Annotated in this window: 11 protein-coding genes and 1 tRNA gene; 11 read left to right on the top strand and 1 reads right to left on the bottom strand. The window is 61.1% G+C overall.

Annotated elements, in window-relative coordinates; translation table 11 throughout:
• Entirely contained in the window at positions 1–1,023 is a 1,023-nt protein-coding gene (gene aroF / locus V2391_RS03040; RefSeq protein WP_329738200.1) for a 3-deoxy-7-phosphoheptulonate synthase, read from the bottom strand.
• 204 nt (positions 1,024–1,227) lie between these two features.
• Between aroF and V2391_RS03035 the strand changes: the two genes are divergently transcribed.
• The 11 genes from V2391_RS03035 to V2391_RS02985 all read left to right on the top strand — a co-directional run bounded on the left by V2391_RS03035 (position 1,228) and on the right by V2391_RS02985 (position 14,385).
• Positions 1,228–1,304: transfer RNA gene (locus tag V2391_RS03035), tRNA-Arg, on the top strand.
• Positions 1,305–1,379: 75 nt separating this feature from the next.
• A complete protein-coding gene (locus V2391_RS03030) occupies positions 1,380–4,118 on the top strand; it encodes an HAD-IC family P-type ATPase (protein WP_329738199.1) in 2,739 nt (912 codons plus the stop codon).
• Between the two features lie 118 nt (positions 4,119–4,236).
• Positions 4,237–5,409 (top strand): zinc ribbon domain-containing protein, encoded by a 1,173-nt coding sequence (locus V2391_RS03025; RefSeq protein WP_329738198.1) that lies wholly within the window; start codon positions 4,237–4,239, stop codon positions 5,407–5,409.
• Positions 5,410–5,513: 104 nt separating this feature from the next.
• Positions 5,514–6,056 carry a peptidylprolyl isomerase gene (locus tag V2391_RS03020; RefSeq protein ID WP_329738197.1) on the top strand — a complete coding sequence of 181 codons (543 nt, stop codon included), beginning with the start codon at positions 5,514–5,516 and terminating at the stop codon, positions 6,054–6,056.
• An 11-nt stretch (positions 6,057–6,067) separates the two neighbouring features.
• Positions 6,068–7,363, top strand: a complete 1,296-nt coding sequence (locus V2391_RS03015) for a tetratricopeptide repeat protein (protein WP_329738196.1) — start codon at positions 6,068–6,070, stop codon at positions 7,361–7,363.
• Positions 7,364–7,490: 127 nt separating this feature from the next.
• Entirely contained in the window at positions 7,491–8,522 is a 1,032-nt protein-coding gene (locus tag V2391_RS03010) for a rod shape-determining protein (protein WP_006236061.1), read from the top strand.
• Between the two features lie 78 nt (positions 8,523–8,600).
• Positions 8,601–9,536 (top strand): rod shape-determining protein MreC, encoded by a 936-nt coding sequence (gene mreC / locus V2391_RS03005; RefSeq protein WP_329738236.1) that lies wholly within the window; start codon positions 8,601–8,603, stop codon positions 9,534–9,536.
• 12 nt (positions 9,537–9,548) lie between these two features.
• Entirely contained in the window at positions 9,549–10,115 is a 567-nt protein-coding gene (locus tag V2391_RS03000) for a hypothetical protein (RefSeq protein ID WP_329738195.1), read from the top strand.
• Between the two features lie 13 nt (positions 10,116–10,128).
• Complete coding sequence (gene mrdA, locus V2391_RS02995) at positions 10,129–12,201, top strand: penicillin-binding protein 2 (RefSeq protein ID WP_329738194.1); 2,073 nt, start codon at positions 10,129–10,131, stop codon at positions 12,199–12,201.
• Between the two features lie 9 nt (positions 12,202–12,210).
• A complete protein-coding gene (locus V2391_RS02990; RefSeq protein ID WP_329738193.1) occupies positions 12,211–13,437 on the top strand; it encodes an FtsW/RodA/SpoVE family cell cycle protein in 1,227 nt (408 codons plus the stop codon).
• Between the two features lie 18 nt (positions 13,438–13,455).
• Positions 13,456–14,385, top strand: coding sequence for a YcjF family protein (locus V2391_RS02985; RefSeq protein WP_329738192.1), 930 nt, complete (start codon positions 13,456–13,458; stop codon positions 14,383–14,385).
• Positions 14,386–14,390 lie beyond the last annotated feature (5 nt).

Raw genomic sequence — 14,390 nt, 5'->3', positions numbered from 1 at the left:
CTACTCCATGGTCTCTTGGCAGACGACCTCGCGGATGGCGCGGATGCGGCGCATGGTGTCGTCGAACTGGTCAGGCGTGAGGGCCTGGGCGCCGTCGGACCAGGCGTGGCTCGGGTCGTCGTGGACCTCGATCTCCAGGCCGTTGGCGCCGCAAGCGGTCGCGGCGAGCGCCATGGGCTCGACATAGCGGGTGTAGCCGGTGGCGTGGCTGGGGTCGGCGACGACGGGCAGGTGCGACAGGTGGTGAAGCACCGGCACGGCGTTGAGGTCGAAGGTGTTGCGGGTACGGGTCTCGAAGGTGCGAATACCGCGTTCGCACAGGATGACGTTGTCGTTGCCCTCGCTCATGATGTACTCGGCAGCCATGAGCAGCTCGTCGACGGTGCCGGACATGCCGCGCTTGAGCAGGATCGGGGTCTGGGTCTTGCCGACTTCTTTTAGCAGGGGGAAGTTCTGCGCGTTGCGGGCGCCGATCTGCATGACGTCAATCTTCTTGTCCAAGAAGACCTGCACGTCGCGCGGATCCATGATCTCGGTTACGATCGGCATGTCGAGCTCGGCGGATGCCTCGCATAGCAGGTCCAGGCCGGCGGGACCCATGCCCTGGTAGGCGTAAGGGGAGGTGCGGGGCTTGTAGGCGCCACCGCGCAGCATCGTGGCGCCGGCGGCCTTTACGCGGCGTGCGATGCGAATGAGGTTCTCGCCCTCGACGGAGCAGGGACCGGCGATGACCTGGAACTGGTCGCCGCCGATCTTGACGCCGTGGCCGCAATCAATGACGGAGTCCTCGGGGTGGAACTTGCGGTTGGCACGCTTAAAAGGTTCGGAGACGCGCTGCACACGCTCGACGACATCCATGGACTCGAGCAGGAACGGGTCGATCTTGGTCGTATCGCCCACCAGGCCGATGATGGTCTCGTTCTCGCCGCGCGAGACGTCGGTCTTGAGACCCTTCTTCTCAATCCAGCTGACGATATGGCCGACGGCCTCGTCGCTGGCGCTTTGCTTTAAAATTGCAATCATGGTGTGCCTCTCACCTCGATGGATAACTTTTGCAAAAACGGCCCGCATCGCGAGCCGTGCATATATGGTGCATGTGAGTTTATACTAATTGTTTCACTTTTGCGTTCTAAAGTGTGCCTTTGCGCCGTGTCTCCCACGTAATTGCAAAGCTTTTTCTATTCTTTTGTTAGCCCGTGGCGCACTTGGGTATAATGCCAACCGTTCGCCCTATTAGCTCAGGGGATTAGAGCGTCTGCCTCCGGAGCAGAAGGCCGTTGGTTCGAATCCAACATGGGGCACCATCGAACGTAAGACCGTCCGAACCTCGCATGGTCCGGGCGGTTTTCTTATACCGACGCGACGTGATGGGACGTGGTATGGCAGTAACGGATATCGAGCGCGGGCTTTCGATCGCCGAGGTCGAGGAGCGCATCGCCGCCGGTAAGATCAACCGCAACATGGAGCTCAAGACCAAATCGGTCAAAGAGCTCATCATCGAGAACCTCTGCACGCTGTTTAACTTGATTAACGCTGTCTTGGCGATTCTGGTCATTATGACTGGATCGTTTAAGAACCTGACGTTCCTGTTCGTGGTGTTCCTCAATACCGCCATCGGCGTCATCCAGTCCATGCGCTCCAAGAAGATGGTCGATAAGCTCACGCTGCTGACCTCTAAGAAGGCCGTCGCGGTGCGCGATGGTGCCGAGGTGGAGCTCGACCTTGACCAGATCGTGCTCGACGACATCATTCGCCTGGGGCGCGGTGACCAGATTCCGGCCGACGCCATGGTGGTGTCGGGCGAGGCGCTCGTTAACGAGAGCCTGCTGACGGGCGAGAGCGATCTCATCAAAAAGCAGCCCGGCTCCGAGCTCATGAGCGGCAGCTTTATCGACTCGGGTCTGCTGCGCGCCCGCGTGATCCATGTTGGCGCTGATAACTACGTGGCAAAGATCAATAACGAGGCCAAGTACGTCAAAAAGGTCAATTCCGAGATCATGAACGCGCTCAACGCCATCGTGCGCTTCGCGAGCCTCATTATGATTCCGCTCGGCCTGGCGCTCTTTGCCTCGAGCGTGAGCGAGCTGTGGGATGCCGCCGGTACGCCGGGCGAGAGCGCGCTTTCGTGGTGTTTTTCCGAGCTGCTTGCCGGTCGCGTGCCCTCGTCGGCGCTGCTGTCCACGGTGGGTGCTCTTTTGGGCATGATTCCGCAGGGCTTGGTGCTGCTGACCTCGTCGGTGCTTGCCATCGCCACGGTGCGTCTGGCGCGCCGCAAGGTACTCGCGCAGCAGCTCTACTGCATCGAGACGCTCGCGCGCGTCGACGTGTTGTGCTTGGACAAGACGGGCACCATCACGTCGGGTCACATGGAGGTCGAGGGCACCTACCCGCTGCCTGTTGAGGGTGTTGGCTTTGGCGCGGATTCGGACGAGGCGGCTGTCCCCGTCGAGACCACAGTCCTCGATTTTGCGCTCGCCAATGTGGCACGTGCCACCTCGGCAGACGCCAACGAGACCTGTCAGGCCCTACTCAACTATTACGCCGACCGCCCGGTCGAGGTGTCCGAGCCGCTGGCGGTCATTCCGTTCTCATCGTCCAAAAAGTGGAGCGGCGCCTCGTTTGCGCAGGGCTCTTATGTGATGGGCGCAGCGCAATTTGTGCTTTCGGAGCGCGCCTTTGCGCAGGTCGAGAACCGTGTGGCCGAGCTCGCCGACACCTGCCGCGTGCTTGTGGTGGCCCGTGTGGACGGCTTTACGCCCGACGGCGATATGGTGGGCGAGGCCGAGCCCGTGGGCTTTGTGACCATTCGCGATGAGATTCGCACCTCGGCCGCCGAGACCATCGGCTACTTTAACGAGCAGGGCGTGACCCTCAACGTTATCAGCGGCGACGACCCGCGCACGGTGTCGTCGATCGCGCGCGTGGTAGGCGTTCCGGGGGCCGATGCCTACGTCGACGCCACGACGCTCGATACGCCGTCCAAGCTCGATGCGGCAGTGGACCGCTATCACGTCTTTGGTCGCGTGACCCCGCAACAGAAGCGCGAGCTCGTGCAGGCGCTCAAGCGTCGCGACCATACCGTTGCCATGACGGGCGACGGCGTCAACGACGTGCTGGCGCTCAAGGAGGCAGACTGCTCCGTGGCCATGGCCGCCGGTTCCGATGCCGCGCGCAACGTGGCCGAAATCGTGCTGGTCGACAACGATTTTGCCTCGATGCCCGCCGTGGTGGCCGAGGGCCGTCGTTCCATTAACAACTTGCAGCGCTCTGCGGCGCTGTTTCTGACCAAGACGCTGTTCTCGATGGGCTTGGCGGCGCTGTGCATTGCGTTTCCGCCGTATCCTTTCGAGCCGATTCAGATGACACTCATCAATTTCTTCTGCATCGGCGCGCCGGGCTTTGTGCTTGGTCTGGAGCCCAATAATGCCCGCGTGAAGGGGTCATTCTTGACCAACGTGCTCAAGCGTGCGCTGCCGGCGTCGCTGGCGGTCATTATGGCCGCGGCGCTCGATATCTTTGTGGCGCGCGTGTTCGGCTTTAACCAGCTCACCCTTTCGACCATGTGCCTGCTTACGTCGTGCGCGGCGAGCGTGAGCCTGATCTGGCGTATCTCGCAGCCGCTCACTCCCTTGCGTGTGGTGCTCTTTGTGTTTGTCGTTGTCGGCATCCTGGCGGGTGTTATCGGATTCCCGGAGCTGCTGTCCATCGCCAACCTGTCGATGGGCGAGGCCGTTATCTTGCTGGCGATCGTCGTCTTTACCTGCACGGTTTTCTTTAAGCTCGCCGCGAAGATGGATTCGCTTAAGCCGCGCCGTCGCCATGCTGCCACTGGCTTTGGCCGCGGCGTACGCGTTCGCTTGGGCCGCGGCGGCGGCAAGGTGAGCTCGACGGGTTCAACTGCCCAGCGTTTTGCCAAGCGCGTCGCCGCCGATATGGCGCAGCGCCGCGAGGAGCGCACCGCTCGCGAGGCCGAGGTTCGCGCGCTCGAGGGTGTGGAAAAGGCCCAGCCCAAGAAAAAGAAGAGCGCGGGCGCCAAACGTTCGCGGGTGACCAAGTCCGCCCAGGGCATTAAGGTCTCAATGCCGAGCAAGAAGAAAAAGCCCGCAAAGAAAGCCTAGCCCTAGTCGCCGGGGGATGATTTCCTGGCGATGTTGAATTGGTGCCTTGCTCCTGTGGGGGCGTGGCGATGCTATGCTCTAACCTCGACTGTATGAATTGCTCCGAAAAGAGGAAGCCGTGATCTGCCCGCATTGCCTTAAGACTATAGAAGACGGCGCCTCGTTCTGCCCCTACTGCAACGCATACGTTGGTCCGGGCGACGGTCCCGAGCATACCGAGTTCGTATTCTGCGATGGTTGCGGCGCACGCCTGTCCCCGCATGACCGTACCTGTCCCAAGTGCGGGCGCCCCGCCCCGGGCATCCTTTCCAAAGACGCGGCTGCATCCGATCTGGCGGCAGGCCGCACGGCCGGCTTTCCGCGCTTGACGCAGGAGCAGATCGATACCGAGGTGCCCCATGCACCGGCGTCTGCCGCTGCGGTGCTTTCGGACGCCGCCGATCCCAACGAGACTTGTGTGCTGCCGGCCTTCGACAAGGACTTCGGCATCCCTAAGGTGGACATGCCGACGCCGGTTTCCCTGCGAGACGATGCTCAGTCCAGCAAACAGAAGCCCAAGCGCAAGGTGCATCCCGACGAGGATGCCTACCATAAGCATAAGCGCCATATTCCCAAGCCGGTTATCGTCGTTGCGTTGCTCGCGGCCGTGTGCGGCGGTGCCTATTGGTTTGTGACGACCGACCCCCTGGGCGTCATGCCGGGATTCTATAGCGAGTTTGGCCATGCCGCGCAGAGTACTTTCCCTTCGCGCCAGAAGGGCGAGCAGACTCAGGACGATGTCGCCAAGGTCGATGAGAGCGATGGCGACGACACCTCCGACGTGGTCAAGGAGGAGGTCGTGCTCACTGACGATGAACTTTATGCCAAGCTCGACCAGATCTACCAGACGATCCTCTCGTACAACACCGAGGACCAGATCGGCGAGGTGATCACCTCCTTTAACAGCGGCTATCTGCGCTCTACGCTCAGCACGCGCCAGGAGATGTCGCAGAGCGCCTATGACCTGCGCGACCGCATCAAGCAGACACAGGACGAACTCGACAATCTTAAGTACCAGGACGGCACGGTCTATGCCGAAGACATCGAACACCTCAAGCAGCTTGCCGAGTGGATGTACGAGCGCGTCGACGTGATCTGCCAGAGCTGGGACATTTCGCTTTCCATCCCCGATGGTGAGTCGATGAGCGCTCGCCAGAGCGAGATCTTGGCACCCATGGCGCAGGGCGGCAACAGCGCGCTCAACCAGTACGATGCCAACGTGGGCGCTTGGAAGCCGCGACAGCGTTCGTAATTAATGCGCCTAAGCGGTATAACCTGCGTGCGCAATTGATGAAAGCCTGTGCTTATTGCTACAATTCGAACAAATATGCTTTAAACGCACGAGGAAGGAACCACATGTTTGGTTTTAAGAAAGAGCTCTACACGCCCGAGTACCAGCTTTCCGGCGATGAGTGCGCGGTGATCGAGACGTCGAAGGGCACCATCAAGGTCAAGTTTGACGGCGAGGGCGCTCCCATCCACGTGGCCAACTTCTGCGAGCTTTCCACGATGGGTTTTTACGATGGCCTTAAGTTCCATCGCTATGTGCCCGGTTTTGTGATCCAGGGCGGCGACCCCAATACCCGCGATATGTCCGGCGCCGATGTCGCCGCCGGCCTTGAGGGCCCCGACGGCATGCCTGGTACCGGCGGCCCTGGTTACTGCATCAAGGGCGAGTTCGCTACCAATCCGCGTAACAGCCATGTCGACGGCGCGCTTGCCATGGCACGTTCGATGGATCCCGATTCTGCGGGTTCGCAGTTCTACTTCTGCCTGGGCGCCCAGCATAACCTCGACTCCGGCTACACCGTCTTTGGTACCACGGTCGAGGGCCTCGATGTGATTTCGCAGCTGCGTGCCGGCGACGAGATCGTCCACGTCGAGATCGTTCACGAGTAAAGGGGACTTCCTTGAATAGCCAGCTGATCCAACAGGGCCGCGCCGCTTATCGCGCGGGTGATTATTCCGCTGCCGCCCAGATGCTCGGTGCGGCAAAGACTCCCAGCGAGATTATGGGCGAGGCCGACCATCTGCGCGGCAACGCCTTGATGCACCTGGGCATGTATGCCGAGGCCGCTGAGGCCTACGCCGCCGCCCTCAACGACGGTACCTATGGCAAGCGCGGCGCGCTGCTCACCAACCGCGGTAAGGCGCTTGCTGCCGTGGGTGACTATGCGACCGCAGCCCAGGCGTTCTCTGCCGCAACGCAGGATGCATCCTATGCGACGCCGTTTAAGGCCTATCTGGGCCTGGGCAACGCCCTGTTCCAGTCGGGCGATTACGCCAACGCCGGTACCGCCTTCCGTCAGGCCGCCATCGATGGGGCCAACCCGGCTCCTGCCGCCGCCCTCGGCGATCTTGGCCGCTGCTTTATTAAACTCGGCCGTCCGGCAGACGCCGTGGAGACCTACCGCACGGCCATCGACTTTGCCGGTCCGCGCGATGACACGCGTGCGCTTAACGCCGGTATGGGCGAGGCGCTCTCTGTCGCCGGTCGCCCCTCTGACGCGCTCGATGCCTTTAACGCCGCCACCGCCGACGGCATCTACCAGCTCACGCCCGAGCAGGCCGATGAGCTTGCCCGCGTGCAAGATTCCCTCGCTGCGCTTTCGGCCCAGACGGCCATGGCCACGGCTCCGGCTCCCGCGATGGATGCTCCGGCCGTCGACCCGCTCGACCCCACGGGTGCTACCGGCCAGTTTATGCCCGACCCCTCGGACACCGGCTTCTTTACCCTGTCCGAGTCCGAGATGGTTCAGCAGGACCGCAAGGAGGCCAAGGTCCGTCGTCGCCATCGCCATACTGGCCTCAAGGTCTTCTTGGTGCTGCTTCTGCTGATTGTCCTTGCCGCAGGCGGTCTTGGCTTTGCCTATACGCGTGGCCTGGGCTTCCCCTCGCAGGAGTCTGTTGTCACCGACCTGTTCCAGGCCGCCGGTGATGGCGACACGGCCAAGGCCGAGTCCTGCCTGGCCTCCAGCCTGTCCGAGGACGCCAAGTCGATGATCGTTTCCTCGATTCCGCAGGGCGCCACCGTCTCCATCGAGGGCATGGATCAGTCTATGACCGAGACCACCGCCAAGGTCAAGGCGTCGCTGTCCAAGGGCGGCGAGCAGGAGTACACCGTCAAGTTCGTGCGCTCCGACAACCATATCGGTTGGACCGTCTCCTCGCTCGACATCGATCTCTCCGCCGCTGACAACCAGTAGTGACCTTATGAGATTTGGCGCTGCCCGGTGCTTCACCGCAAGTGAGGTGCCGGGCTTGCGCTAGTATGATGGGCTAGTAGTTTTCCAGCAATCATCCAACACATCAGGAGTTGCGTTGTTTTCTTTGATGGATATGTTCTTCGGTAGCTATGCGGGCGATCTTGCCATCGACCTCGGCACCGCCAACACGCTTGTCTCCGTGCGCGGCAAGGGCATCGTCATTCGCGAGCCCTCCGTTGTCGCCATCGACAAGAACGATGAGCGCATCCTGGCTGTCGGTATCGAGGCAAAGCGCATGCTCGGCCGTACGCCCGGTAACATTGTGGCCGTTCGTCCCCTTAAGGACGGCGTTATCGCCGACTTTGACGTTACCGAGGCCATGCTTCGCTATTTTATCGACAAGGCGTCCGAAAAGCGCTATCCGTGGACCCCGCGTCCGCGCGTTGTCGTCTGCGTCCCCTCCGGCGTCACGTCGGTCGAGAAGCGCGCTGTCTTTGAGGCTACGATCCAGGCCGGTGCCCGCCAGGCATACCTGATCGAGGAGCCCATGGCCGCTGCCATCGGCGCCGACTTGCCTGTCGAGGAGCCCACCGGCTCCATGGTCATCGATATCGGTGGCGGTACCACTGAGGTCGCCGTTATCGCCATGGGCGGTATCGTCGTCTCGCAGTCCATCCGCATTGCCGGTGACGAGTTTGACCAGGCTATCCTTACCCACGTTCGCGATGCCTATAACCTGGCTATCGGCGAGCGCACGGCCGAGGACATCAAGATCAAGGTCGGTTCTGCCGTGCCGCTCAAGGACGAGCTCGACGTCGAGGTCAACGGCCGCGACGTGATCACGGGCCTGCCCAAGACCGTGCGCATCGAGAGCGAGGAGATTCGCCGCGCGCTCAACAAGCCGCTCGACGAGATGGCCAAGGCCGTCAAGGACGCCCTCGACGCCACGCCGCCCGATCTTGCCTCGGACCTTATGTACTACGGCATCCTTCTGACCGGCGGCGGTGCGCTGCTGCGCGGTCTCGATGTGCGTTTGCGCGATGAGACCGGCGTTTCGGTCAACGTTAGCCCTACGGCGCTCGACAACGTCGTCAACGGCTGTGCCCGCGTGCTCGAGGCCAACGCGTTTGACGGTGGCTTCGTCCAGACCAATGCTTAATTTCCAAAAGGTGGATTCCATTTGGCACGATCTTCGGGTTTCTCTTCAAATCTGAATACCAAGCGACAATCAACGGGTATGCGCCCGTTGATTGTTTTCAGCGTGATTTCGGTGCTGCTCCTCACGTTTTACATTCGCGAGGGCGAAGCGGGGCCGATTCATGCCGTGCGTTCGGGCGTGACGACGATTACCTCGCCGGTGCGTTTTGTGGGCTCGGCTGTGGCCGCTCCCTTTAACGCAATCGGAAACGTGTTCTCTAACCTTACGGCTTCGCAAGACACCCTCGACGAGCTTAAGAAGCAAAACGAGGTCCTGACGTCAAAGGTTGCCGAGCTCTCCGAGGCTCAAAAGACCGCCGAGCGACTCGAGAGCCTGGTCGGTCTGCAGTCGACCTACAACCTCAAGTCCACCGCGGCTCGCATTGTCGGCGCTTCGGGCGATGCCTGGACCTCGACCGTTACCATCGACAAAGGCTCTGCCGACGGCCTTACCATCAACATGCCCGTGACGAGCTCTGCCGGTGTCATCGGTCAGATTATCGAGGTTTCGGCTAAGACTTCCACCGTCCGCCTGATCGGTGATGAGAACTCGGGCGTGTCCGCCATGGTGCAGGATACACGCGCTCAGGGCATGCTGCAGGGGCAGCCCGACGGTACCCTGCGCCTGGAGCACGTGAGTGTCGACTCCGACGTGAAGGTGGGCGACATTATCGTGACCTCGGGTATCGGCGGCGTGTTCCCCAAAGGTCTGCCGCTCGGTACGGTCTCCTCGGTGGAAAAGTCTGCCAACGATGTGTACTACACCATCGTCGTGCGCGCCCAGACAACGGCCGAAAACAACGAGGAAGTGCTGGTCATTACGTCGCTGACCGACGAACAGTCGGCTTCGGACGAGGATGTGAGCAGCGCCAACAGTACGCCGCAGGGCACCTCGCGTGATGCGGCCACCAAGTCCAAAGACGACAGCTCGGACGACGGCTCCGATGCGTCCGATGATTCCGGTTCGAGCGAATAGGGAGGCATGTCCATGGATCTACACGAACAGGGGGCTGGCTCCCGCGCTTTTGCGATCGCTGCCATTGTCTGCGTCCTGTTGCAGGCGGGCTTGGCTCCGCAGATCTCTATCGCGGGCGGTCGCGTCAACTTTATGATTGTCCTGGTGTGCCTGGGTGTGTTTTCGGGCGACCCCACGCGTGCCGTCATCTGCGGTTTTTGCAGTGGCCTGTTCTACGACCTGTCGGCAGCCGTGCCGGTGGGCGTGATGTCGCTGTTGCTGACAGTGGGTAGCTTTGCCCTGGTGCACAGTGCCGCCGGTCAGACGGGCGGCACCCCGAGCGCTCGCGGCATCACGGTGGGCGCCTTCGCGCTTGCCATTAATGTGATCTACAGCCTTATCCTGCTGTTTATGGGTCTTGAGTCGAGTTTTGTCGTGGCGATCTTTGGGCACGCCCTGCCGTCCTCGATTCTGACGGGCTTGGTCGCCGTCCCGTTTTTGATGTCCGGCGTCGCGCCGCAGTCTGGCTATGGGTTCTCCGCGCGCGGTGGGCGTCAGACGGGTATGCGCTTTAAGCCCAAGACCCGTAAGCTCAAATAGGGGAGGCCTGTAGATGTCTTCCCAGATGACGGTCGTTATCGCCGGTATCGTGCTGGTCGTGGCCATTGTGGTCGCGCTGGTCATTATGCGCCGCGGCGACTCCCGCTTTACCTACGACACGCAGCACGGAACGGCCCCGCGCGCCACCGAGGGCGAGGGCAATACGGCCGCTACGGCCTTTAAGGGCCGCTTTTCCATCCTTACCACGGGCGTGGGTGCGATGTTTGCCGCACTTGCCGTTAAGCTGTGGGGCATGCAGATGGTCTCGTCGGACTACTATGATAAGCAGGCACAGAGCAATCAGACGCGTACTGTTACCACGCCCGCCGTGCGTGGTCGCATCTTGGACCGCAACGGCGTCGCGCTGGTACAGAACCGTCCCTCGCTTGCCGTCGTCGCCTATCGCGACCTTGCCGGCGACAAGGTGCTGGTGCGTCATCTTGCTAACGTACTTGGCATGCCGTATGTCGCGGTGCTGCGCAACATCCAGGACAATTCCGAAGGCGCGCAGAGTCTGCATACCATCGCGACTGACGTGCGTCGCTCTACTGTCGCCTACATTCAGGAGCACGCCGGTGAGTTTCCCGGCGTGAAGATTGCCGAGCGCACCGAGCGCCAGTACCCGTATGGCGAGACCGCCTGCCATATTTTGGGCTATACCGGCACCATTACCTCCGAGCAGATCGAGGCGCAGAACAAGAAGGCCTCCGAGGACAGCAACGAGTCTGCGGGTAAGATTGCCTACCAGTCGGGTGACATCGTAGGCCAGGCTGGCGTTGAGAGCTATTACGAAAACCTGCTTCAGGGTATTCGCGGTGAACAGACAGTAAAGGTCGATGCCTCGGGTAACGTTACCGGACAGGCCGGCGCTGTACCCCCGCGCGCAGGCTCCGATGTCAAGCTCACGATCGACCTTGCCATTCAGCAAGCCTGCGAGACGGCTCTTGCTGATGCCATCGCGCGCGCCAAGCAGTCGGGCTACAGCAATGCCGGCAACGGTGCGGTGGTATGCCTCGACCCTAACAACGGCGAGATTCTGGGCATGGCCAGCGAGCCCAAATTCGATCCGTCGGTGTTTATCGGCGGCGTTTCTAACGATGTGTGGACCGAGCTCAACGACGATGAGGGCTCGCATCCGCTGCTCAACCGCGCGATTAGCGGCCAGTACATGTCGGCTTCGACCATCAAGCCGCTGACTTCACTCGCCGCGCTCGAATATGGTACCTACACCTCGTCTCAAACCACGGACTGCACGGGCTATTGGACGGGCCTGGGCAAGCAGTGGGGCAAGTACTGCTGGCTGCACTCCGGTCATGGAACCATGACGCTGCAATCGGGCATCGCAAATTCGTGCGACCCGGTTTTCTACGATATCGGCAAGGCGTTCTTCTATGACAAGGACAACCCCGAGGGCCTGCAGGAGATGTTCCGCCGTTGGGGTTTGGGCTCGACATGCGGCATCGACCTTCCCAGTGAAGGCGCCGGGCGTATTCCCGATGCCGAGTGGAAGGAATCCTTCTTTTCCGATGCCTCGGCAGACGATCGCAAGTGGAATGCGGGCGACATGACCAACATTGCCATCGGACAGGGCGATATCTTGGTGACGCCGCTGCAGATGGCGTGCGCCTATATGGGGCTCGCCAACGGTGGCAAGCAGTTCACGCCGCACGTGTTTCTGTCCGCCGTCTCGCGTGACGGCGACGGGGGCGATGCCTATATCTACAACGGCAAGGGCTCCAAAAAGCGCCTCACCGCCAAGATTAACAGTGATGCCGATCTGACACTGGTGCGCAACGGCATGCACGACGTTATCTATTCGACTTCCGCCACTACGGCGTCGCACTTTACCAACTTGACGCCTCAGGTCTACGGTAAGTCGGGCACCGGCGAGAAAAGCGGCGAGGACGAGTATTCCTGGTTCTGCGCGTATGCTCCCGCCGACGACCCCAAGTACGTAATTGCCACCGTCCTGGAGCAGGGCGGCGGCGGTTCTGCCATTGCCCTACATGTCGTGCGCGATGTGCTCGGCGTCATCTACAACGAGCCCGATACATCTTCTGCCACGGGCGATTCTTCGGTTCGATAGGAGGTTGCGATGGATTTTTCGCCGGCGGACCTGTTCCGCTCAACTAAAACCGGTTCCCGCAGCAGCCTGGACCGTGTCAACAAGCAGCTTTCGGCCTCGCGCGGTACGTTTCGCCAAAAGGTGCACATCGGCGTGCTGCTGGCAACCTTGGCACTCGTTGCCTATGGCGCCATCATCATTTGGTCGGCCTCGCAGTTTAAGGCCGACGCCTCGTTCTCGCGTCACCTGCTGGGTATCGGCATCGGTGCGGTGCTTGCGGTGCTCGTCTGGCGAACCGATCTGCGCGGCATCTCTAACTTCTCGACGGCACTGCTCGTCATCGACCTCATTGTGATTTTCTCGCCCAAGATTCCGGGACTGTCCTATACGGGCGGCTTAGGCATGACGGGCTGGATCAAGATTCCCGGTATCGGTCTCACCTTCCAGCCGGTCGAGCTCGCCAAGCTCATCACGATCTTCTTTATCGCCACGCTTGGTTCGCAGTACAACGGCCGCATCGATTCCGTTCGCGACTACATTAAGCTCTGCGGCATGCTGTCCGTTCCGTTTTTGGCCGTCGTCGCCATGGGCGACTTGGGTTCGGGCCTGGTCGTGTTGGTGTCTGGTGCTGTTGTCATCTGCATGAGCGGTGCCCGCCGCGAATGGGTGCTGTCGACCTTGGCGCTGCTCGTGGGCCTGGTGGCGCTCGTCCTGGCGCTTGATTCTGTCTTCGATTCGCTGCTCGGCCACGATGTGCTCATTAAGCAGTACCAGATGAACCGACTGACCGTCTTTATCGACCCCGACAATGCCGATTCGGACGATGCCTACAACTTGCAGCAATCGCTCATCGCGGTTGGATCGGGTGGCTTTTTCGGTAAAGGGCTGGGCCATGCGACGCAGTCTGCCGGTGGCTTTCTGCCCGAGTTCCACACCGACTTCGTCTTTGCCTTTTTGTCCGAGACTTTTGGCTTCTGCGGCTCCTTTTTGCTGCTGTGCCTGTACGTGCTGCTTATATTCTCGACGATTCGTGTCGCCTTTAAGTGTGAGTCTCTGTTCCTACGCTTGTCATGCGTAGGTATCGTCGGCATGTGGGCATTCCAGACCTTCGAGAACATTGGCATGTGCATCGACATGATGCCGATTACCGGTATTCCGCTGCCTTTCATTAGCTTCGGTTCGTCCTCGATGATGATCCAGTTGCTGACGGTGGGTATCGTACAATCCATATGGCGGCATCGTTCGGGCGCCGCGTAACCGCTGGAGGGGTTTGCTATGAAGATTCCCGTGGATAAGCTGACCCGCGTCTTTAAGATGGGCGCGACTACCAAGAAGGATTTCGACACGCCTGTTCGCGTGTCCGTCTACCTCGATTCGTCTGCCTCACGTTTTTTGGTCGAGACGGTGCGCGATGCCTTCGTGCCACAGACGACGTCGGGCATTGTGCGCGTTGAGCGCCTGGGTGAGGACCGTATCGTCCCCAAGACCGATACCGATGTGGTGCTGGTGCTTTCGTGCGGGTCTGACCGCCTTGAGAGCGCCGTGCAGGAGCTCGTGATTGCCGGCGCCCCCGTGTGCGTGCTGGCCGAGTCCGCTGTCGAGGTGCCTTTTATCCAGGAGTCCACGCCCATGCTCGGCGCGGTAGCGGCTACCGATAAGACGTATCTGCTCGAGACGCTTGCCCGCTGGATTCTCGATCGCACGGACAAGGAGACGGCATTTGCGGCGAACTTCGCCTTTATGCGTATTGCGGCCGCTAACCGCATCATCACCTCGTGCGCGCTTACCAATATGGCGACGGGCGCGCTGGTGTTTTTGCCGGGGGCCGATTATCCCGTTATGGCGCTGGCGCAGGTGGGCATGCTCTTTGAGCTCGCGGCCATCTTTGGACGCGGTATTAAGCCCGAGCGCGGTTATGAGGTCGCGGGCGTCCTTGCCGGCGGCTTGGTGCTCCGCGCCGTCACCCGCGCCCTGGTAAAGCAGACGCCGCATATTGGGTTTGCCGTCAAGGCACTGACCGCCGCCGCGGGAACCTATGGCATGGGCCGTGCGCTCGTTTCGCTCTACGAGCGCGATGTCGACTACACCCGTGCCAACGAGGTGGCTGCCGCCACGTTCTCGCGCGTCCGCGACCTGGTGACCACGGTCGCCGGTGCTACTCGTCCCATGGGTCCCTTTGAGGACGCATCCGATCTTGCTGCTTAGGGGTT

Origin of the sequence: Collinsella sp. CM84Y_54 (assembly GCF_036317945.1) — a bacterium.
GTDB lineage: Bacteria > Actinomycetota > Coriobacteriia > Coriobacteriales > Coriobacteriaceae > Collinsella.
The sequence above is the reverse complement of the archived record's forward strand: the minus strand, read 5'-3'. Positions and strand labels throughout refer to the sequence as shown.

Excerpts from the sequence above, each read along its gene's own strand:
- aroF (WP_329738200.1), bottom strand. The coding sequence starts at position 1,023 with ATGATTGCAATTTTAAAGCAAAGCGCCAGCGACGAGGCCGTCGGCCAT.
- V2391_RS03030 (WP_329738199.1), top strand. The coding sequence starts at position 1,380 with ATGGCAGTAACGGATATCGAGCGCGGGCTTTCGATCGCCGAGGTCGAG.
- V2391_RS03020 (WP_329738197.1), top strand. The coding sequence starts at position 5,514 with ATGTTTGGTTTTAAGAAAGAGCTCTACACGCCCGAGTACCAGCTTTCC.
- V2391_RS03010 (WP_006236061.1), top strand. The coding sequence starts at position 7,491 with ATGGATATGTTCTTCGGTAGCTATGCGGGCGATCTTGCCATCGACCTC.
- mreC (WP_329738236.1), top strand. The coding sequence starts at position 8,601 with ATGCGCCCGTTGATTGTTTTCAGCGTGATTTCGGTGCTGCTCCTCACG.
- V2391_RS03000 (WP_329738195.1), top strand. The coding sequence starts at position 9,549 with ATGGATCTACACGAACAGGGGGCTGGCTCCCGCGCTTTTGCGATCGCT.
- mrdA (WP_329738194.1), top strand. The coding sequence starts at position 10,129 with ATGTCTTCCCAGATGACGGTCGTTATCGCCGGTATCGTGCTGGTCGTG.
- V2391_RS02990 (WP_329738193.1), top strand. The coding sequence starts at position 12,211 with ATGGATTTTTCGCCGGCGGACCTGTTCCGCTCAACTAAAACCGGTTCC.
- V2391_RS02985 (WP_329738192.1), top strand. The coding sequence starts at position 13,456 with ATGAAGATTCCCGTGGATAAGCTGACCCGCGTCTTTAAGATGGGCGCG.